This window comes from Streptomyces sp. NPDC034049 (assembly GCF_055575575.1).
In genome coordinates, this window is record NZ_JBVISJ010000019.1 from 33,862 (window position 1) to 52,370 (window position 18,509).

Annotated in this window: 18 protein-coding genes; 12 read left to right on the forward strand and 6 right to left on the reverse strand. The window is 72.8% G+C overall.

What is annotated here, in order from left to right; all coding sequences use genetic code 11:
* Window positions 1-148 precede the first annotated feature (148 nt).
* The 3 genes from ACZ52C_RS36795 to ACZ52C_RS36805 all read left to right on the forward strand — a co-directional run bounded on the left by ACZ52C_RS36795 (window position 149) and on the right by ACZ52C_RS36805 (window position 2,666).
* Window positions 149-658, forward strand: coding sequence for a flavin reductase family protein (locus ACZ52C_RS36795; RefSeq protein WP_469078878.1), 510 nt, complete (start codon window positions 149-151; stop codon window positions 656-658).
* A 204-nt stretch (window positions 659-862) separates the two neighbouring features.
* Window positions 863-1,648 (forward strand): electron transfer flavoprotein subunit beta/FixA family protein, encoded by a 786-nt coding sequence (locus tag ACZ52C_RS36800; RefSeq protein ID WP_469078879.1) that lies wholly within the window; start codon window positions 863-865, stop codon window positions 1,646-1,648.
* Between the two features lie 55 nt (window positions 1,649-1,703).
* Window positions 1,704-2,666 (forward strand): electron transfer flavoprotein subunit alpha/FixB family protein, encoded by a 963-nt coding sequence (locus ACZ52C_RS36805; protein WP_469078880.1) that lies wholly within the window; start codon window positions 1,704-1,706, stop codon window positions 2,664-2,666.
* A gap of 58 nt (window positions 2,667-2,724) precedes the next feature.
* Here the strand turns inward: ACZ52C_RS36805 and ACZ52C_RS36810 are convergent, their stop codons facing one another.
* Window positions 2,725-3,630: an endonuclease/exonuclease/phosphatase family protein gene (locus ACZ52C_RS36810; RefSeq protein WP_469078881.1), complete on the reverse strand. Its 906-nt coding sequence runs from the start codon at window positions 3,628-3,630 to the stop codon at window positions 2,725-2,727.
* A gap of 190 nt (window positions 3,631-3,820) precedes the next feature.
* On the opposite strand from ACZ52C_RS36810, the gene ACZ52C_RS36815 reads away from it, so the two are divergent.
* Both ACZ52C_RS36815 and ACZ52C_RS36820 read left to right on the forward strand, forming a co-directional pair.
* Window positions 3,821-5,125: a DUF6986 family protein gene (locus ACZ52C_RS36815; RefSeq protein ID WP_469078882.1), complete on the forward strand. Its 1,305-nt coding sequence runs from the start codon at window positions 3,821-3,823 to the stop codon at window positions 5,123-5,125.
* 146 nt (window positions 5,126-5,271) lie between these two features.
* Complete coding sequence (locus tag ACZ52C_RS36820) at window positions 5,272-7,128, forward strand: serine/threonine-protein kinase (protein WP_469078883.1); 1,857 nt, start codon at window positions 5,272-5,274, stop codon at window positions 7,126-7,128.
* Between the two features lie 42 nt (window positions 7,129-7,170).
* Here the strand turns inward: ACZ52C_RS36820 and ACZ52C_RS36825 are convergent, their stop codons facing one another.
* Window positions 7,171-7,950, reverse strand: coding sequence for a hypothetical protein (locus ACZ52C_RS36825; protein ID WP_469078884.1), 780 nt, complete (start codon window positions 7,948-7,950; stop codon window positions 7,171-7,173).
* A 3-nt stretch (window positions 7,951-7,953) separates the two neighbouring features.
* Window positions 7,954-9,030: a LacI family DNA-binding transcriptional regulator gene (locus tag ACZ52C_RS36830; RefSeq protein ID WP_469078885.1), complete on the reverse strand. Its 1,077-nt coding sequence runs from the start codon at window positions 9,028-9,030 to the stop codon at window positions 7,954-7,956.
* Window positions 9,031-9,296: 266 nt separating this feature from the next.
* Here ACZ52C_RS36830 and ACZ52C_RS36835 point away from each other — a divergent pair, with 266 nt between their 5' ends.
* The 3 genes from ACZ52C_RS36835 (at window position 9,297) to ACZ52C_RS36845 (ending at window position 11,979) form a co-directional block, all read left to right on the forward strand.
* Window positions 9,297-10,229 carry an ROK family protein gene (locus tag ACZ52C_RS36835; protein WP_469078886.1) on the forward strand — a complete coding sequence of 311 codons (933 nt, stop codon included), beginning with the start codon at window positions 9,297-9,299 and terminating at the stop codon, window positions 10,227-10,229.
* A 279-nt stretch (window positions 10,230-10,508) separates the two neighbouring features.
* On the forward strand, window positions 10,509-10,772 hold the full coding sequence (locus ACZ52C_RS36840; RefSeq protein ID WP_469078887.1) for a hypothetical protein: 264 nt from the start codon (window positions 10,509-10,511) through the stop codon (window positions 10,770-10,772).
* Window positions 10,773-10,941: 169 nt separating this feature from the next.
* Window positions 10,942-11,979 (forward strand): NUDIX hydrolase, encoded by a 1,038-nt coding sequence (locus tag ACZ52C_RS36845; RefSeq protein WP_086784317.1) that lies wholly within the window; start codon window positions 10,942-10,944, stop codon window positions 11,977-11,979.
* Window positions 11,980-12,088: 109 nt separating this feature from the next.
* On the opposite strand, the gene ACZ52C_RS36850 is transcribed toward ACZ52C_RS36845, so the two are convergent.
* The gene (locus tag ACZ52C_RS36850; protein ID WP_469078888.1) at window positions 12,089-13,444 is read right to left on the reverse strand and encodes a M20/M25/M40 family metallo-hydrolase; all 1,356 of its coding nucleotides are present in this window, start codon (window positions 13,442-13,444) and stop codon (window positions 12,089-12,091) included.
* 193 nt (window positions 13,445-13,637) lie between these two features.
* On the opposite strand from ACZ52C_RS36850, the gene ACZ52C_RS36855 reads away from it, so the two are divergent.
* The gene (locus ACZ52C_RS36855) at window positions 13,638-14,843 is read left to right on the forward strand and encodes a geranylgeranyl reductase family protein (protein ID WP_469078889.1); all 1,206 of its coding nucleotides are present in this window, start codon (window positions 13,638-13,640) and stop codon (window positions 14,841-14,843) included.
* Window positions 14,844-14,913: 70 nt separating this feature from the next.
* Here ACZ52C_RS36855 and ACZ52C_RS36860 read toward each other — a convergent pair whose 3' ends face one another.
* Complete coding sequence (locus ACZ52C_RS36860) at window positions 14,914-15,360, reverse strand: nitroreductase family deazaflavin-dependent oxidoreductase (RefSeq protein ID WP_469078890.1); 447 nt, start codon at window positions 15,358-15,360, stop codon at window positions 14,914-14,916.
* A gap of 156 nt (window positions 15,361-15,516) precedes the next feature.
* Here ACZ52C_RS36860 and ACZ52C_RS36865 point away from each other — a divergent pair, with 156 nt between their 5' ends.
* The 3 genes from ACZ52C_RS36865 to ACZ52C_RS36875 are packed head-to-tail and all read left to right on the forward strand — an operon-like array spanning window position 15,517 to window position 18,199.
* Complete coding sequence (locus tag ACZ52C_RS36865; protein WP_469078891.1) at window positions 15,517-16,221, forward strand: TetR/AcrR family transcriptional regulator; 705 nt, start codon at window positions 15,517-15,519, stop codon at window positions 16,219-16,221.
* Between the two features lie 59 nt (window positions 16,222-16,280).
* Entirely contained in the window at window positions 16,281-17,537 is a 1,257-nt protein-coding gene (locus ACZ52C_RS36870; RefSeq protein ID WP_469078892.1) for a sensor histidine kinase, read from the forward strand.
* Window positions 17,534-18,199, forward strand: coding sequence for a response regulator (locus tag ACZ52C_RS36875; RefSeq protein ID WP_469078893.1), 666 nt, complete (start codon window positions 17,534-17,536; stop codon window positions 18,197-18,199). The genes ACZ52C_RS36870 and ACZ52C_RS36875 overlap by 4 nt, the downstream gene beginning before the upstream one ends.
* On the opposite strand, the gene ACZ52C_RS36880 is transcribed toward ACZ52C_RS36875, so the two are convergent.
* Window positions 18,160-18,483 (reverse strand): DUF6332 family protein, encoded by a 324-nt coding sequence (locus ACZ52C_RS36880; RefSeq protein WP_469078894.1) that lies wholly within the window; start codon window positions 18,481-18,483, stop codon window positions 18,160-18,162. The genes ACZ52C_RS36875 and ACZ52C_RS36880 overlap by 40 nt on opposite strands.
* Window positions 18,484-18,509 lie beyond the last annotated feature (26 nt).

Here is an 18,509-nt window from a genome sequence, read left to right on the forward strand (position 1 = left end):
GTCAGCCTGGCCGTATGTCCCGAGAACTCCTTCTCCTCCCGCGCGACGACATGCCCAGGGCGTTCCCGGCCCGTACGGCCGGTGCGCGCTGTCCGGGTCCGTGAGCAGCCACGCACGAGTCCGTCGACCCCAGCAGAAGGACAGTTCCATGACGGCCACCTCCGGCCTCGGTTCGCCCCAGCTCGCCTCCCCCGATCTCCTGCGCTCGGTCTTCCGCCGCCATGCCGCCGGTGTGGCGGTGATCACGGCCCGGGGAGCGGCCGGCCCGGTGGGCTTCACCGCCACCTCGCTCAGCTCGGTCTCCGCCGACCCCCCACTGCTCTCGTTCGGCATCGGCACCGGCGCCTCCAGCTGGCCGGCGGTCTCCGAGGCGGAGCACATCGGCGTGCACATACTCGGGGAGCACCAGCGGGAGCTGGCGGCCACCTTCGCCCGCAGCGGCGCCGACCGGTTCGGGGCGCCCACCGGATGGCGTAGCGGTCCGGAGGGAGTTCCCGTGCTCGACGACGTGCTCGCCTGGCTGGTCTGCCAGGTGGTGGCACGCGTCCCGGCCGGGGAGCACCGCATCGTCCTCGCCGAGGTCGTCGTGGGGGACCCCTCGGGTGCCGGCCGGCCGCTGCTGTACCACCAGGGCCGCTTCAACGGTCTGCGAGACTGATTCCCGCCCGATTACGCAGGGTTGCCTAACTCACAGTTCAAAGCGCTTGCTTAGCGGGCACGCAATGCGGGAACGTAGACGTCGTACTGGCGAGTAATATTTCGATCGGAGCGCGGGTCGCCCCGGTCGGGATCGGCCGCTTCAGGCGCCTATGCTGCCTGGAAGAAGGCAGCCCAGAAATGACGATGCAGTAGGAGAGCCGGCGTGAGCTTGAGGATCGTTGTCACTGTGAAGTACGTGCCCGACGCCACTGGCGACCGGCACTTCGCCGATGACCTGACCGTCGACCGTGACGACGTGGACGGTCTGCTCTCCGAGCTGGACGAGTACGCGGTGGAGCAGGCGCTGCAGATCGCCGACGAGGCCGACGACGCCGAGATCACCGTGCTGACCGTGGGTCCGGAGGACGCCAAGGACGCGCTGCGCAAGGCGCTGTCGATGGGTGCGGACAAGGCGATCCACGTCGAGGACGACGATGTGCACGGCACCGACGCGATCGGTACCTCGCTGGTGCTGGCGAAGGCGATCGAGAAGGCCGGCTACGACCTGGTGATCTCCGGTATGGCCTCCACCGACGGCACGATGGGTGTCGTCCCGGCGCTGCTGGCGGAGCGTCTGGGTGTGCCGCAGGTGACGCTGCTGTCCGAGGTCTCCGTCGAGGACGGCGTCGTCACGGGCCGCCGTGACGGTGACGCGGCGAGCGAGCAGCTTCAGGCGTCGCTTCCGGCGGTGGTGTCGGTGACCGACCAGTCGGGCGAGGCGCGTTACCCCTCCTTCAAGGGCATCATGGCGGCGAAGAAGAAGCCGGTTCAGTCCTGGGACCTGTCCGACCTGGACATCGAGGCCGAGGAAGTCGGTCTGGAGGGCGCCTGGACGGCTGTCGACTCCGCGGCCGCGCGCCCGGCGCGTACCGCCGGCACGATCGTCAAGGACGAGGGCGAGGGCGGCAAGCAGCTCGCTGAGTTCCTCGCGGGCCAGAAGTTCATCTAAAGGCCCCCTCTCTTACCGCCCCGTACGCCTTCGCAATCCGCAGGAGAGCAATCCCATGGCTGAAGTTCTCGTCTACGTCGACCACGTGGACGGTGCCGTCCGCAAGCCCACGCTGGAGCTGCTGACGCTGGCCCGCCGTATCGGTGAGCCCGTCGCCGTCGCGCTCGGTGCCGGCGCCGGTGACACCGCCGCCGCGCTCGCCGAGCACGGCGCCGTCAAGGTCCTCACCCACGACGCCGCCGAGTACGCCGACTACCTGGTCGTGCCGAAGGTCGACGCGCTGCAGGCCGCCGTCGCAGCCGTCTCCCCGGCCGCCGTGCTGGTCCCCTCCTCCGCCGAGGGCAAGGAGATCGCCGCCCGTCTGGCGCTGCGCATCGGCTCCGGCATCATCACCGACGCCGTCGACCTCGAGGCCGGCGACGAGGGTCCGGTCGCGACGCAGTCGGTGTTCGCCGCCTCCTTCACCACCAAGTCCCGTGTCTCCAAGGGCACTCCGGTCATCACGGTCAAGCCCAACTCGGCAGCCGTCGAGGCCGCCCCGGCCGCCGGCAGCGTCGAGGCGCTGGAGGTCACCTTCGGTGCGCTGGCCACCGGCACCAAGGTCACCGGCCGCACCCCGCGTGAGTCGACCGGGCGTCCGGAGCTGACCGAGGCCGCGATCGTGGTCTCCGGTGGCCGCGGTGTCAACGGCACCGAGAACTTCGCCATCATCGAGGCGCTCGCCGACTCCCTCGGCGCGGCTGTCGGCGCCTCGCGCGCCGCGGTGGACGCCGGCTGGTACCCGCACACCAACCAGGTCGGCCAGACCGGCAAGAGCGTCTCCCCGCAGCTCTACATCGCCAACGGCATCTCCGGCGCCATCCAGCACCGCGCCGGCATGCAGACCTCGAAGACCATCGTGGCCGTCAACAAGGACGCCGAGGCCCCGATCTTCGACCTCGTCGACTACGGCGTCGTCGGCGACCTCTTCGACGTCGTCCCCCAGCTCACCGAGGAGATCAAGACCCGCAAGGGCTGAGCCTTCACGAGCCCGCCGAGGCCCCCACGACCGTCCGCGCGGTCGTGGGGGCCTCGGCTCATCCCAGGGTCAACGAGGCCTGCACCGGCAGATGGTCGCTCGGGTACATCCCGTCCATCGAGAAGGTGTTCATCGCCGCCCAGTGCGTGGTGACCCCGGGCGAGGTGAGGATCCAGTCGATGCGTCTGCCGTCGGGCTTGGGCGCCCGGTAGCCGTGATAGGTCCCGTACGCCTCGGTGCGCGAGGCGGCCGCGTCCCAGGCGTCCACGAGGCCGTTGCCCAGCATCAGGTCGTAGACCCTGTTGTCGTGGGCGGCGGCGTTGAAGTCGCCGGTGACGACGACCGGCGCCGCGCGGTCCCAGCCGGCGATCGTCTCGCCGATCAGCCCCGCCGAGCGCTCCCGGGCGTACTGGCTGACGCTGTCCAGATGGGTGTTCAGGACGTAGAACTCCCGGCCCCCGTCGGCGAGATCGGCGAACTTCACCCAGGTCACCATGCGCAGCCAGTCTGCGCCCCAGGTGTTGGAGGCGATCGTGTACGGGGTGTCGGACAGCCAGAAGTGGTCGAACTCGATCGGGTCGAGTCTGCGGGTGTCGTAGAAGATCGCCATGAACTCGTCCTTGCTGCCGCCGCCCCGGCCGGTGCCGATCCAGTCGTAGTGCGCGCCCAGATCCCGCTCGATCATGCGCAACTGCTGGTAGAGCCCCTCCTGGGTGCCGATGACATGCGGCCGTTCGCGACGCAGCAGCTCCCGCATGACCGGCCGACGCACGGCCCAGCGCGGTGTGCTGTCGACGACGGTCGCGAAGCGCACGTTGAACGTCATCACGTTCAGCGCGCCCCCGTACTCACCCGCGGACGCCGGCTGTGACGAGCCCGCCGTCGTCAGCAGTGGCACGGCGATGGCGGCGGCCGCCGCGGACCTGAGTCCTTGGCGACGCGTCACTCCGACCTCGTTCGGCACGCGATCTCCTCCCCTTGCGAGTCACCATGAAGCTTGCCTACTGATACGGAAGAAGACGCCGGATCTGCGGTGACCAGGCCACGTGCTTGGGGAATCCCACGTCCGAGAGGTGTTGACCGGGGTGAAGATCGACAGTTAGCTTCGTTATACGGATTGTTGATTCCGTACTGCGGAATACGGAGGGTGTGGAATGGGGCAGGGCCGACAGGAGAACGTGGCGACGAGTCTCGCGGGCGCCGTCAGCGAGGAGATCAGCGCCTCCCTCGCCCCCGTCGACGCGGAACTGGAGCGGCGCTACCCGGGCGACCCCGGCACCCGCCAGCCCGTGCACACCGTCTACGTCCCCGGCGACCACTTCGCCGCCGACACCCTGCGCACCTGGGGCGACCGGGCCCTCGCCGCCCTCGACGAGCACGCCCCCGACGCGGCCTCCTTCGCCGCCGTCCTCGGCCTCGGCGACGACCTCGCCGAACCCGTGTACGACCGCGTCCGCGCCAAGCTGGAGCGCGAGCCGATCGAGGACCTCCGCGTCGACTTCGAGGACGGCTACGGCGCCCGCCCCGACGCCGAGGAGGACGAGGCCGCCGCCCGCGCCGCCCGGCTGATCGCCCGGGCCTACGCCGACGGCACGGCCGCCCCGTACATGGGCATCCGCATGAAGTGCATGGAGGCGCCCGTGCGCGACCGGGGCATCCGCACCCTCGACATCTTCCTCACGGGTCTGACGGAGGCCGGCGGTCTGCCCGACGGGCTGGTCCTGACCCTGCCCAAGGTCACGTACGCCGAGCAGGTCACCGCCATGGTCCGGCTCCTGGAGGCCTTCGAGAAGGCGCGCGGCCTGGAGCCCGGCCGGATCGGCTTCGAGATCCAGATCGAGACCAGCCAGTCCATCCTCGCCGCCGACGGCACCGCCACCGTCGCCCGGATGATCGGAGCCGCCGAGGGCCGCGCCACCGGCCTGCACTACGGCACCTTCGACTACAGCGCCTGCCTGGGCGTCTCCGCCGCCCACCAGGCCAGCGACCACCCGGCCGCCGACCACGCCAAGGCGATCATGCAGGTCGCCGCGGCCGGCACCGGCGTACGCGTCTCGGACGGCTCGACGAACGTCCTGCCCGTCGGCCCGACCACCCAGGTCCACGACGCCTGGAGGCTGCACTACGGCCTCACCCGCCGCGCCCTCGCCCGCGCCTACTACCAGGGCTGGGACATGCACCCCGGCCACATCCCGACCCGCTACGCGGCCGTCTTCGCCTTCTACCGCGAGGGGTACGCCCAGGCCGCCGCCCGTCTGTCCCGGTACGCCGACCGCGCGGGCGGCGACGTGATGGACGAGCCCGCGACCGCAAAGGCCCTCGCCGGCTATCTGCTGCGCGGCCTGGACTGCGGCGCCCTCGACATCGACGAGGTCTCCGGGGCGAGCGGACTGACCCGCGCCGGCCTGGAGGGCTTCGCGGCGCCGAGGCGGGCGGATCTGACGGTCTCCGGCCGGTAGGGGCCGGTACGGGCGGGTACGGACGGGTGGGCCGGCGGCGGGGTGCGTAGCGGTCCTGTGACAGCCGCCGCCGACGGTCCGAAGCGCCCCCGACCACCGCTTAGGCTTACGCCCGTTCATCGGTGTGTCACAGGAACGGGGCGCGGGTGTCTTCGGGGGCGAACGGACAGACGGACGGTGCCGGGCGGATCCTCGCCGGTCGGTACCGGATCGTGGAGCAGCTCGGACGCGGCGGCATGGGCGTCGTCTGGCGGGCCGTGGACGAGGTGCTCCACCGCGAGGTCGCCCTCAAGGAGTTGCGCACCTACACGGACGCGGGCGCGCCCGAACTGGCCGACCTGGGGCTGCGCATGCAGCGCGAGGCCCGGGCCGCCGCCCGCGTCCGGCACCCCGGGGTCGTGGCCGTGCACGACGTGGCCGAGGTCGACGGGCGCCCGCTGATCGTCATGGAGCTGGTCGACGGCCCGTCCCTGGACGACGTGCTGAACGACCGGGGCCTGCTCGACCCGCGCGAGGCCGCCGCGATCGGCGCCAAGGTGATGGACGCCCTCGCCGCCGCCCACCGGGTCGGTGTGCTGCACCGCGACGTCAAGCCCGGCAACATCCTCCTGGACCGCACGGGCCGCGTCGTCCTCACCGACTTCGGCATCGCCACCATGGAGAACCCGGGCGACGGCTCCGCCACCCACCTCACCCGCAGCGGCGAACTCGTCGGCTCCCTCGACTACCTGGCCCCCGAACGAGCCCAGGGCAACGACCCCGGCCCCGCCTCCGACGTCTGGGCCCTCGGCGCCACCCTGTACGCGGCCGTGGAAGGCTCGTCCCCGTTCCGGCGTACGTCCACCTGGTCCACGCTCACCGCGATCGTGAGCGACGCGCTGCCCGAACCGCGGCGGGCGGGACCCCTCGGTCCGGTCCTGCGGCAACTGATGGACAAGCGCCCGGAGTTCCGTCCGGACGCGGACCGGGCCCGCGAGCTGCTGGAGGCCGTGGCCGCCGGGGACCCGCTCGGCTCCCCGACGACGGCGACGGCCGGCGGTCCGGCGCCGCAGCCGAGGGCGGAGACCGAACGCAGCCTTCCCTCGGTGCCGCCCGGCTTCGGGCCGGCGACGGCGGGCGGAGGCTTCGACGGCACGGGCGCGGGGGCCGCGTTCGGCGGGACGGGTGCGACCCCCGGTTTCGGGCCGCCGCAGCCGCTCCCGGGGCCCGGTACGGGGGCGTCCGCGACGGTCGGCGGGCTCGGTGCGGCCGCCCCGCAGCCGCCCGTACCCGCCTCCGGCGCCGCCACCACCGTGTCCTCGACCGGCGGCGGGCGTCCGCGCAAGGGCCGCGCCCTGCTCGCCGCCGTGGCCGTCACCGTCGTGCTCGCGGCCACGGGCGTCACGGTCGCCCTGCTGAACGGAGACGACGGCAAGCAGACAGGTGCCCGGTCCTCCGCCGACGACGGGTCGAGCGGTGGCACGCCCTCACCGGGCCGCAGCCGGGGCACGGTCGACCTCACCGACGACTCCTCCCCGAAGGAGAAGGACGACAAGAAGTCCGCGAGCCCCGGCGAGCGGACAGAGAAGGACGAGAAGGACGACGAGAAGCAGCCCGAGGCCTCCACCACGCCGTCGAAGAACGCGAGCGGCGGCACGACCGGCGGCGGCACGGGAGGCTCCGACACCTCCGGCGGCACCACCACCGGCGGGGGCACGACCGGGGGCGGGACCACCGAGGAACCGGTCTGCCACCCCATCGGCGGCGGCAAGTACAACTGCACGGTCTGGACCACCGCCAAGTCCTACACGGCCGCGGGCACCGAGGTCGGCGTCCTCAACCAGGGCACCAACTACTTCTACTGCCAGGCGAACCTGGGCCGCCGGGAGACCTCCGGCGAGTGGACCAACGTCTGGTGGGCCAAGACCGACGACGACAGCGGCAACACCGACGTCTACGTCAGCGACGTCTACATCCAGGGCGGCGACAACGACGCCCCGGTGCCCGGCCTTCCCGTCTGCTGAGGCCGGGGCCCGGCCTTCCCGCCCTGGGGTCGCGCCCTGCCGTCACGGCCGGCCCCGGGCCCCCGGATGCGGCCGTACGTAACCCTCCAGACCCGACACCGTGGTCCACCGCCGCGCGGCGAACAACTCCCTGCCCCGGGCGCACAGTTCCCGGTTGCCGCGCGCCCGGGCGGAGAACTCGTCGGGCGTGGTGCCGAACAGTTCGCGCAACTCGGCTGACTCGGCGAGGAGTTCGGTGAGCAGCGGGCGCTGACGGCCGGGGTGGGGGCGAGGGTCGGGGCCGCCGTCGCGCAGCACGCCCCAGCGGTTGACGTAGATCCAGGCGTGGTCGAGGACCTGACCCGACTCCAGCTCGACGGGGAAGTCGGCGGCGGGCAGGGCGGCCCGCTGGAAGTTGCCGGTCGGCGAGTCGACGCCCTCGCTGGCGTCGACCACGGCGAGCTGGACCTCGTCGAGCCAGGTGAGGAACAGGTCGGCGGTGGAGCCGGGGGAGTGGTACGGCGACGCCGAGAGGTAGCCGAGCAGGCTCACATGGGCGGAGACGCCGATCCCGATGCCCGTGACCCTGGCCCTGACCATGGGGATCCGGCACTCGACGCCGCGCTCAGCCATCTTGTGGACCAGCTGCGCCGGGCAGGCGTTGGAGCCGACGGAGAGCACGGGCGAGCGGTCCTCGAAGACGAGCGTGTCCAGGGGCAGCAGCCGGTTGCCGTCCAGCAGGGCGGACTCGGAGGGCCACGCGCCGGGGTAGCTCAGCGGCTCCTCGCGCGGCGCGACGGCCAGGCCGAGGGCTTCGAGGGTACGGGGGTCGGGGGCGTCCAAGGGTCAGTCCGCGGGCGGGAGTTCGCCCGAGCCGCGGGCGATCAGCCGGGTCGGCAGCTCGATGCGCTCGGGGGTGACGAGGGAGCCGTCCAACTGCTGGAAGAGGCGTTCGGCGGCGGTACGGCCGAGCCGGGCGGGGTCCTGGGCGACGACGGTGATGCCCGGCCGGAGCAGATCGGCCAGCTCGAAGTCGTCGAAACCGACGAGGGCGACCGCACGCGGGTGCTCGGCGAGGACCCGTACGACCGTGACCGTCACCCGGTTGTTGCCCGCGAAGACCGCCGTGACGGGGTCCGGGCCCGACAGCATGTCCTCGGCCGCCCTGCGGACCCGCTCGGGATCGGTGACGCCCAGCGACATCCACGCGTCCTCGACGGGTATGCCCGCGTCCTCCATGGCCGCCCGGTAGCCGCGCAGCCGCTCGGCGGCGGTGTGGATGCGGGGCATGTCGCCGATGAAACCGATCCGGCGGTGGCCGTGGACGATGAGGTGGGCGACACCGTCACGGGCTCCGCCGAAGCTGTCCGAGAGCACCACGTCGGCGTCGATCCGTCCGGCGGGACGGTCCACGAACACCGTGGCGACCCCCGCCCTGATCTCGGGCTCCAGATACCGGTGGTCGTCACCGGCCGGAATGATCACCAGCCCGTCCACGCGGCGGGCGCACAGCGCCAGCGCCAACTCCTGCTCGCGGTCCGGGTCCTCCGCGCTGGAGCCGTTGATCAGCAGTGAGCCGTGGGCGCGGGAGACCTCCTCCACCGCCCGGCTGAGCGGGCCGTAGAACGGGTCGGCGAGGTCCTCCAGGACCAGGCCGATGCTCGCCGTACGGCCCTTGCGCAGCACCCGCGCGCTGTCGTTGCGCCGGAAGCCGAGCGCCTCGATCGCCTCCTGGACCCGGCGCTCGGTGTCCGGGGTGACGCCCGGCTCGCCGTTCACCACCCGCGAGACCGTCTTCAGGCCCACCCCGGCCCGGGCGGCGACGTCCTTCATCGTGGGACGGTTGCCGTAGCGGTTCTCGGGGCGGCGGGCGAAGCCGGCGGCGGTCTCGGGCACGGTGCGGTGTCCTGTCCTGTCGTCCATGAACGCGGTCGGGGTCGGGGTCGCGGTAGCGGGTGCTGTGGGTGGTGCGGGGTGTGTGCTGTGGGGAAATGCTGCGACTGTTGAGGATGTGCCGTCGAGCATAGAGCCTGGACAACGTTGTCACAGCCGGGAGAGACTGTCTGTCGCATTCTCCGGCCGGCGCCCCCCACCAGGCGAGCGTCGTGCTGCCGGTTTCCGGTCGGAGATCCGGGTGTCGCGGGATTCGGGCGCCCGGTAGGAGACTCGCAGCGGGAGAACTGACACTGATGCAGACCGACCTCGTGGCCGCGCTCGACATAGGCGGCACCAAGATCGCCGGGGCGCTGGTGGACGGCCACGGCCGGATCCTGGTGCGCGCGCAGCGCCCGACGCCCGCGCGGGAGGACGGGGAGACCGTGATGCGGGCCGTCGAGGAGGTGTTCGGCGAACTGGGCGCCGACCCGCTGTGGAGCGGGGCCACGGCCGTCGGGATCGGCAGCGCGGGGCCGGTGGACGCCTCCGCCGGCACGGTGAGCCCGGTGAACATCCACGGCTGGCGCGGCTTTCCCCTCGTCGAGCGGGTCCGGGCCGTGACCGGCGGTCTGCCCGTCGATCTGATAGGCGACGGCGTGGCCATCACGGCGGCCGAGCACTGGCAGGGCGCCGCGCGCGGCCATGACAACGCGCTGTGCATGGTCGTGTCGACGGGCGTCGGCGGTGGCCTCGTCCTCGGCGGGAGGCTGCACGCGGGGCCCACCGGGAACGCCGGACACATCGGCCACATCAGTGTCGACCTCGACGGGGACGCGTGCCCGTGCGGTGCCCGCGGCTGTGTCGAGCGCATCGCCAGTGGGCCCAACATCGCCCGCCGCGCCCTGGAGAACGGCTGGCGGCCCGGGTCCGACGGGGACACCTCCGCGGCGGCGGTCGCCGCCGCCGCGCGGTCCGGTGACCCGATCGCCGTGGCCTCCTTCGAACGCGCCGCGCAGGCCCTCGCGGCCGGGATCGCGGCGACCGCCACCCTCGTGGAGATCGACCTCGCGGTCATCGGCGGCGGCGTCGCGAACGCCGGCGACGTCCTCTTCGCCCCCCTCCGCACCGCCCTCAAGAACTACGCCACGCTCTCCTTCGTCCAGGACCTGACCGTCGCCGCCGCCGAAATGGGCACCGACGCGGGCCTGGTCGGGGCGGCCGCGGCGGCGCTGAGGGGGCGGGGCTGACGACAGGGCGGGGCCGAGGAGGCGGGGGCTGACGGGTGGGGGCGCCTGTGGGATGACGCGGCGGCGGGGCGGCGGGGCGTGCCGTACCGCCCTCGCCGCGCCGCCCTCGCTCCGGCGCGGCTCACGTTCGGCCGCTTCGGGCCGTGCCGCTTCGGGCCGGACCGGGGCGTCGGTCGTGCCGCGTGCCGGTTGTGGCGTGGGTGTGGGAGGGCGGTCCGCTCGTCGAGGGCCGTGAAAACCGGGCGTGACCCCCGAGGGGCTTCCGCAGTTGAGGGGGGCATGAAGAAGCGCAGCATGCTCGCCATCGCCTCCCTCGCCACCGGTTTCGTCGTCGCGGCCATCACGCCGTCGCACGGGCTCGAAGCCGCCGACGCCCTCGGGAAGGCCGACGGACTGAGCAAACTGGATGTCGAGGGCACGCTCGGCGAGGTCGGCAAGACGGTCGCCAGCGACAGCCTGGCGGTCGACGACGACGCCCTGGGGGGCCTGGCGGACCAGGAGGGCAAGAGCGGCAAGAGCGGCAAGAGCGGCAAGGAAGGCTGACGGCCTCGTGGCGTGAGGCGGACTCTCGGTCCGTCCTCCCGCCTGCCACCGACGGCGGGCCCCATTCCGTGGGGGCCCGCCGTCGGCGTATTTCGGCTCCTCATCAGCGGCTGGTTTCCGTGGCGGAGTGGAGGGCAAGCCTCAGGGGGCCAACAGAAGAGGGGGAACCGTGATCGTCTGGATCAACGGTGCGTTCGGTGCGGGGAAGACCACCACCGCACGGGAACTGATCGAACTGATCCCGAACAGCACGCTCTTCGACCCCGAGGTCATCGGCGGCGCACTGACACACATGCTGCCGGCCAAACGCCTCGCCGAGGTCGGCGACTTCCAGGACCTGCCGAGCTGGCGACGGCTGGTGGTGGACACCGCCGCCGCGCTGCTCGCCGAGCTGGGCGGCACCCTCGTGGTCCCCATGACCCTGCTCCGCCAGGAGTACCGCGACGAGATCTTCGGCGGCCTCGCCTCCCGCCGCATCCCCGTACGGCATCTGCTCCTGGCCCCGGCCGAAACGATACTGCGCGAGCGAATAGCCGAGCGGGAGATTCCGCCCGACCTCCCCGACGGCGAGATGCGGCTGCGTCAATGGGCGTACGACCACATCGCGCCGTACCGCGCGGCGCTGAGCGGCTGGCTCACCACGGACGCCCACCTCGTCGACACCGGTGCCCTCACCCCGTACGAGACCGCGCGGCGTATCGCCGACGCCGTGGCCACCGACGGCGTACCCGTGTGCGACATCGTGCAGACCCCCGAGCCGACCGCCGAGACGGTCGCCGCGGGGGTCCTGTTGTTCGACGAGGAGGACCGGGTCCTGCTCGTCGATCCGACCTACAAGCCCGGGTGGGAGTTCCCCGGAGGGGTCGTCGAGCCCGGGGAGGCACCGGCGCGGGCGGGTGTGCGGGAGGTGCTGGAGGAGATCGGGATACGGCTCGGTGAGGTGCCCCGGCTGCTGGTCGTCGACTGGGAGGCGCCGGTGTCGCCGCGGTACGGCGGGCTGCGGCTGCTGTTCGACGGGGGCCGGCTGGACGTCACCGGTGCGCAGCGGCCCGTGCTGCCCGGGCCCGAGCTGCGTGACTGGAGGTTCGTCACGGAGGAGGAGGCCGCGGATCTGCTGCCGCCGGTGCGGTACGAGCGGTTGCGGTGGGCGTTGCGGGCTCGGGAGCGGGGCGCCGCGCTGTACCTGGAGGCCGGGGTTCCTGTGTAGGGGGTGACTCTTCGCGCCGCCGCCGTTTCGGGGTCGGTTGTGAGGCGGGTGCGGGTGGGCTGTGATTGCCCGCGCAGTTCCCCGCGCCCCTTTCGGGGCGCGGGTTCGCTCAGCTGCTTGCGTAGTTCCGCAGGAACAACGCCTCCGTCACCGACATGCGCTCCAACTCCTCCGGGGACACGCTCTCGTTGACCGCGTGGATCCGGGCCTCGGGCTCGCTGAGGCCGATGAGGAGGATCTCGGCCTCGGGGTAGAGCGCGGCGAGGGCGTTGCAGAGGGGGATGGAGCCGCCGTGGCCCGCGTACTGCATCTCCTGGCCCGGATAGGCGACGGCCATCGCCGCGGCCATCGCCTCGTACGCCGGGCTGGAGGTGTCGGCGCGGAACGCCTGCCCGTGGCCGATGAGTTCGCAGCTCACCCGCGCGCCCCACGGGGTGTGCGCCACGACGTGGGCCTCGAGCAGCTTGATCGCCTGCTGGACGTCCACGCCCGGCGGGACGCGCAGCCCGATCAGGGCGCGGGCGCTCGCCTGGATCGACGGGGTCGCGCCGACCACGGGCGGGGCGTCGATGCCCAGCACGGTGGCGGCGGGACGGGCCCAGATGCGGTCGGCGACCGTGTCGGCGCCGACGAGTTCCACCCCGTCGAGCACCTTGGCGTCCTCGCGGAACTGGGCGTCTGCGTACTGCAGGCCGTCCCACGTCCCGTCACTCGCGAGTCCGTCGACGGTCGTCGTACCGTCCTCGTCGCGCAGGGAGTCCAGGACGCGGATCAGCGCGGCCAGCGCGTCGGGGGCCGCGCCGCCGAACTGGCCCGAGTGCAGATTGCCTTCGAGGGCGTCGACCCGCACCCGCATGAGGATCATGCCGCGCAGGGAGGAGGTGACCGTGGGCAGGCCCACGCGGAAGTTGCCCGCGTCGCCGATGACGACGGTGTCGGCGGCGAGCAGGTCGGGGTGCGCCTCGGCGTACTGCTGGAGGCCGCCGGTGCCCATCTCCTCGGAGCCCTCGACGATCACCTTGACGGTGACCGGCACCCCACCGTTCGCCTTGAGGGCCCGCAGTGCCAGCAGGTGCATGATCACGCCGCCCTTGCAGTCGGCCGCGCCCCGCCCGTACCAGCGGCCGTCGCGCTCGGTCAGCTCGAACGGCGGCGACCCCCACGCGGCCTCGTCGAGCGGCGGCTGGACGTCGTAGTGGGCGTACAGGAGGACCGTCTTCGCGCCCTCGGGTCCCGGGAGGCAGCCGTACACGGACTGCGTGCCGTCGGGGGTGTCCAGCAGGGCCACGTCCTCGAAGCCCTCGGCGCGCAGCGCGTCGGCGATCCAGCGCGCGGCGCCCTCGCTCTCGCTCCTCGGGAACTGGTCGAAGTCCGCCACCGACTTGAAGGCCACCAGTTCGGTGAGCTCCTCCTTCGCCCGGGGAAGCAGCGAGGCGACGGTCTCGGCGACCGGGTTCGACGGCATGGGCACGCTCCTGGTGGGTGCGACGTTGTCCTTCTGGGTACGGGGTCGCACACGCCTCTGCCCGGTGTGTCGGTGTAGGGCGCATGCGCTGCCGATCCTCCCACAGCGGACTCGGAAGGGCCCTGGCCGTCACCCGCCGTAGGATGCGTGGGACAGGTGCGGCAGGCGGCTGGATCGGGAGCAGTAGACCATCGTGAGCAGCGAGAACTCTTCGGCGGACGACGAGCAGCGGGTGTGGGACGTCGTCGTGGTGGGCGCGGGCCCCGCAGGGGCTTCGGCCGCCTACGCGGCGGCGGTCGCGGGACGCAGCGTCCTGCTGCTGGAGAAGGCGGAGCTGCCGCGCTACAAGACGTGCGGCGGCGGCATCATCGGCCCCTCGCGCGACGCGCTGCCGCCCGGCTTCGAACTGCCCTTCAAGGACCGGGTGCACGCGGTCACCTTCTCCCTCGACGGCCGCTACGCCCGGACGCGCAAGTCGAAACAGATGCTGTTCGGGCTGATCAACCGGCCCGAGTTCGACCAGCAACTCGTCGAGCACGCGCAGAAGGCGGGCGCCGAACTGCGCACCGGCGTCACGGTCACCCGCGTCGAGCAGCACGGCTCGGCGGTGCCCGACCGGCGTACGGTCGCCGTCGTCCTCCAGGGCGGGGAGACGCTGTTCGCGCGGGCGGTCGTCGGCGCGGACGGCAGCGCCAGCCGCATAGGGGCGCATGTCGGGGTGAAGCTCGAACAGGTCGACCTCGGCCTGGAGGCGGAGATCCCCGTCCCGGAGACGGTCGCCGAGGACTGGAAGGGGCGCGTCCTCATCGACTGGGGCCCCATGCCCGGCAGTTACGGGTGGGTGTTCCCCAAGGGCGACACGCTCACCGTGGGGGTCATCTCCGCGCGCGGCGAAGGCGCCGCCACCAAGCGGTACCTGGAGGACTTCATCGGGCGGCTCGGCCTCGCCGGCTTCGAACCGAGCGTCTCCTCCGGGCACTTGACGCGCTGCCGTGCCGACGACTCGCCACTCTCCCGGGGCCGGGTGCTGGTCTGCGGGGACGCGGCAGGCCTGTTGGAGCCGTGGACCCGGGAGGGCATCTCCTTCGCGCTGCGCTCGGGGCGGCTCGCGGGGGAGTGGGCGGTGCGGATCGCCGAGGCGCACGACGCGGTGGACACCCGCCGCCAGGCCCTGAACTACGCGTTCGCCGTGAAGGCGGGGCTCGGGGTCGAGATGAGCGTCGGCAAGCGGCTGCTCATCGCCTTCGAGCGGCGGCCGGGGCTCTTCCACGCGGCGCTCACCGGATTCCGGCCCGCCTGGCGGGCCTTCGTGGACATCACGCGCGGGTCGACCTCCCTGGGCGAGATCGTCCGCAACCACCCGATCGCCCAGCGCGCGCTGACCGCGTTCGACAAGTAGGCGCGCGCCTTCGGTGAACAGGCCCTCGCCTTCGGCGAGGAGGCCCGCGCCGCTGCCGGCACCCCGCCGGTCACCGCTGGACGGTGATCCGGAAGACGGGGTGCTTCGGTGCGGCGGCGAGCAGTTCGGCGTCGGTGGAGTCGGCGGTGATGTCGAAGAACCGGCCCACCTCCCAGCCCCACTTCTTCAGGTAGGTGCGCAGCACGACGGGCTTCTCCTCGTCGGGCAGCTCGACCGCCGTGAACTCCTGCACCCGGCGGCCCACCCGCAGCCGTCCACCGCCCGCCGCCCGCATGTTGCGCACCCACTCGGAGTGGCCGCGCGCCGAGACCAGGTAGGGACCGCCCTCGAACGGCAGCGGGTTGACCGGCAGCCGACGCCATTCGCCGCTGCGGCGGCCGCGCACCGAGAGTTCGGCCGTGCCGAGGAGGCTGACGCCCCGCCGGGCGAGCCAGCCGACGAAGCCGTTGAACACGCGGTCGACGGGGTTGGTCCTGATGTAGTGCGACGACGACATGGGGTTCCTCCCGTGGGTGGGGGAGCGCGGCTTGGCGCGATCCCTTCAGAGAGCGGTGCTCTCGTTCGTGAGCAGTCTGCATGAGAACGGTGCTCCATGGCAAGAGCAGTGCTCTCGTTTGTGTGCAGTGCTCTGCCTCTGTGGCACACTGCTGGAATGAGCACCGCACGAGGGGTTCGCGCCCGCGCCCGGATCGAGGTCACCGCCGCCATCAAGGACGAGGCACGCAGACAGCTCGCCGCCGAGGGCGCCGCCAAGCTGTCGCTGCGGGCCGTGGCACGTGAGCTCGGCATGGTCTCCTCCGCGCTCTACCGCTACTTCCCGAGCCGGGACGACCTGCTCACCGCGCTGATCATCGACGCGTTCGACTCGCTGGGGGAGGCGGCCGAGGCCGCGCATGCGAGGGCCGCCGGGGAGAGCCCGGCCGGGCAGTGGGTCGCGGTGTGCGAGGGGGTGCGGGAGTGGGCGCTGGCGCGACCGCACGAGTACGCGTTGATCTACGGCTCTCCCGTGCCGGGGTACACCGCGCCCGACGCGACGGTGCCGGCAGCCTCCCGGGCGGGGTTGGTGCTCGTTCGGATCGTGCGAGAGGCGCATCGGGCCGACGGGGTGACCGGGTGGGAGCTGCCGGCCGAGCTGCGGCCCGAGGCCCTGCGGATGGCCGAGGACTTCGCGCCCGATCTGCCGCCGGAGGCGGTCGCGGGACTGGTCGCGGCGTGGGCCCAGTTGTTCGGACTGGTCAACTTCGAGGTGTTCGGGCAGTTCAACAGGGTGGTCGAGAACCGCGAGGTGTTCTTCCGCCACGCAGCGCACGGGCTCGCCCACCACGTGGGACTGACGGGCGTACTTCGCGGGGAGTAGCCGGGACCACCTCGCTCGGCCGACGTCGTGCCCGGTGGGCGGCGTCTAGCGTGGCCGGTATGGCGGCGCAGGGTGTGGACACGGCCGGCCTCGGGTCGGCACGGCGACGGTGGTACGGGGGCGGGCCCCCGTGGTGGAACCGGGCGGACGGCGACGAGACGCGCTCCCGCCTGCCATGGCGCTCCACCCTCGCGCTCACCGTCGTCGTCATGGTCGGCTCCGCCGCGGCCGCCGAGCTCCAGCAGGGCGAACGCGCCGCGCTCGACCCCTTCGCGCACGTCCTGCTGCTGCTGGGCACCGTGATGCTGCTGTGGCGGTGGCGGCACCCGGTGCTCGTCGCGTTCGGGACGGCCGCGACCGCCATGGTGTACCTGGGCGCCGGGTATCCGTACGGGCCGGTGTTCCTCACCGTGGCCGTCGGCTGCTTCAGCGCGATCGTGGCCGGGCACCGCCGGGCCGCCTGGACGGCGATGGGCGCGCTCTGGGCCGGGCACGTCCTGGTGGCGCACCGGCTGTACCGGTGGCTGCCGCCCGACGGGGACGACGCCGCGAGCTGGGGACAGGAGATCGTCGTCGTGGCCTGGGGCGTGGCGATCGTCGCGCTCTCCGAGCTGGCCCGGACCCGGCGCGAGCAGTGGGTCCGGGAGCGGGCCGAACGCGTCCGGGCCGCCCGGCGGCGGGCCGACGAGGAACGGCTGCGGATCGCCCGTGAACTGCACGACGTCCTCGCCCACAGCATCTCGGTGATCAACGTCCAGGCGGGCGTGGGGCTGGCGCTCCTCGACTCCGACCCGGAGCAGGCCCGCACCGCCCTCGGCACCATCAAGGCGGCGAGCAAGGAGGCCCTGGGGGAGGTCCGCCAGGTGCTCGACACGCTCCGGACACCCGGCGACGCCCCGCGCGCCCCGGCCCCGGGCCTCGACCGGCTCACCGAACTCGTCGAGCAGGCGGCCGGCGCGGGCCTGACCGTCGCGGTCGAGGGCGAGCGGCCGGACCTGCCGCCGGGCACCGATCTCGCCGCCTTCCGCATCGTCCAGGAGGCCCTCACCAACGTCGTACGGCACTCGGGATCGCGGCATGCGCGGGTGGTCCTCGACCTCGACCGTGACCGTCGCGCACTGCGGCTGCGGATCGACGACGACGGGCCCGCGACCTCCGCGGAGGCGGGCGGCGGTGGCAACGGACTCGTCGGGATGCGGGAGCGGGCCGCCGCGCTCGGTGGCACGATCGAGGCGGGCCCGCGCGCCGACGGGGGGTTCCGGGTGCTCGCCGTACTGCCGGTGCGGGCGTCCCGTGAGGTCGAGGAGGACCGGTGATCCGCGTACTGCTGGCCGACGACCAGGCTCTGGTGAGGGCCGGGTTCAGGGCGTTGCTCGACGCGCAGCCCGACATCGAGGTGGCCGGGGAGGCCGCCGACGGCGAGGAGGCACTGCGCGGCGTGCGTGAACTGCGCCCCGACGTCGTCCTGATGGACATCCGCATGCCCCTGCTCGACGGGCTCGCCGCGACGCGGCGCATCACCGACGCCCCCGGCCTCGCCGGGGTGAAGGTCGTCATGCTGACCACCTTCGAACTCGACGAGTACGTCTTCGAGGCCATCCGTTCCGGCGCGTCCGGGTTCCTGGTCAAGGACACCGAACCCGAGGAACTCGTGCGCGCGGTACGGGCGGTGGTCGAGGGCGACGCGCTGCTGTCGCCCGGTGTGACCCGGCGGCTGATCGCCGAGTTCGCCGCCCGCTCCAAGGAGCCCTCGGCCCTCTCCTCGCTCGACGGACTGACCGAGCGGGAACGGGAGGTGATGGCTCTGGTCGGTATCGGTCTCACCAACGAGGAGATCGCCCGCCGGCTCGTCGTCAGTCCGCTCACGGCCAAGACGCACGTCAGCCGCACGATGGTGAAGCTGGGCGCCCGCGACCGCGCCCAACTCGTCGTCCTCGCCTACGAGTCCGGGTTGGTGCGGCCGGGCTGGCTGGGCTGAGCCGCTGCCGGTTCGCCGGGCGGCTCGGGAGCCTGCCGACCCGCTCGCAGGGCACGCCTGAAGCGGGTCAGCACGATCGAGACGACCACGACGAACACCACCACGGTGGTGGAGGCCGCGAGGTGGCGGAGCAGGTCCGCCCGGCCGCGCAGGGAGCCGACGACGTCCGGTAGGAACTCGGTCACGCCGAAATAGGCCGCGCCCGCCATCGCCGCCCCCGCGAAGAGCGCGAACCCGATCTCCGTCGTCATCGCGTCCCGTTCGGCCTGCGTCCGTCTCCCCATGGACCGAGTGTGGGGGCGTAGGGCCT

Bases quoted from the DNA above. Each gene is read 5' to 3' on its own strand.
- ACZ52C_RS36860 (WP_469078890.1), bottom strand. From the start codon at position 15,360: ATGTCGTCGTCGCACTACATCAGGACCAACCCCGTCGACCGCGTGTTC.
- ACZ52C_RS36840 (WP_469078887.1), top strand. From the start codon at position 10,509: ATGAAGAAGCGCAGCATGCTCGCCATCGCCTCCCTCGCCACCGGTTTC.
- ACZ52C_RS36830 (WP_469078885.1), bottom strand. From the start codon at position 9,030: ATGGACGACAGGACAGGACACCGCACCGTGCCCGAGACCGCCGCCGGC.
- ACZ52C_RS36865 (WP_469078891.1), top strand. From the start codon at position 15,517: ATGAGCACCGCACGAGGGGTTCGCGCCCGCGCCCGGATCGAGGTCACC.
- ACZ52C_RS36880 (WP_469078894.1), bottom strand. From the start codon at position 18,483: ATGGGGAGACGGACGCAGGCCGAACGGGACGCGATGACGACGGAGATC.
- ACZ52C_RS36795 (WP_469078878.1), top strand. From the start codon at position 149: ATGACGGCCACCTCCGGCCTCGGTTCGCCCCAGCTCGCCTCCCCCGAT.
- ACZ52C_RS36835 (WP_469078886.1), top strand. From the start codon at position 9,297: ATGCAGACCGACCTCGTGGCCGCGCTCGACATAGGCGGCACCAAGATC.
- ACZ52C_RS36850 (WP_469078888.1), bottom strand. From the start codon at position 13,444: ATGCCGTCGAACCCGGTCGCCGAGACCGTCGCCTCGCTGCTTCCCCGG.
- ACZ52C_RS36815 (WP_469078882.1), top strand. From the start codon at position 3,821: ATGGGGCAGGGCCGACAGGAGAACGTGGCGACGAGTCTCGCGGGCGCC.
- ACZ52C_RS36805 (WP_469078880.1), top strand. From the start codon at position 1,704: ATGGCTGAAGTTCTCGTCTACGTCGACCACGTGGACGGTGCCGTCCGC.
- ACZ52C_RS36870 (WP_469078892.1), top strand. From the start codon at position 16,281: ATGGCGGCGCAGGGTGTGGACACGGCCGGCCTCGGGTCGGCACGGCGA.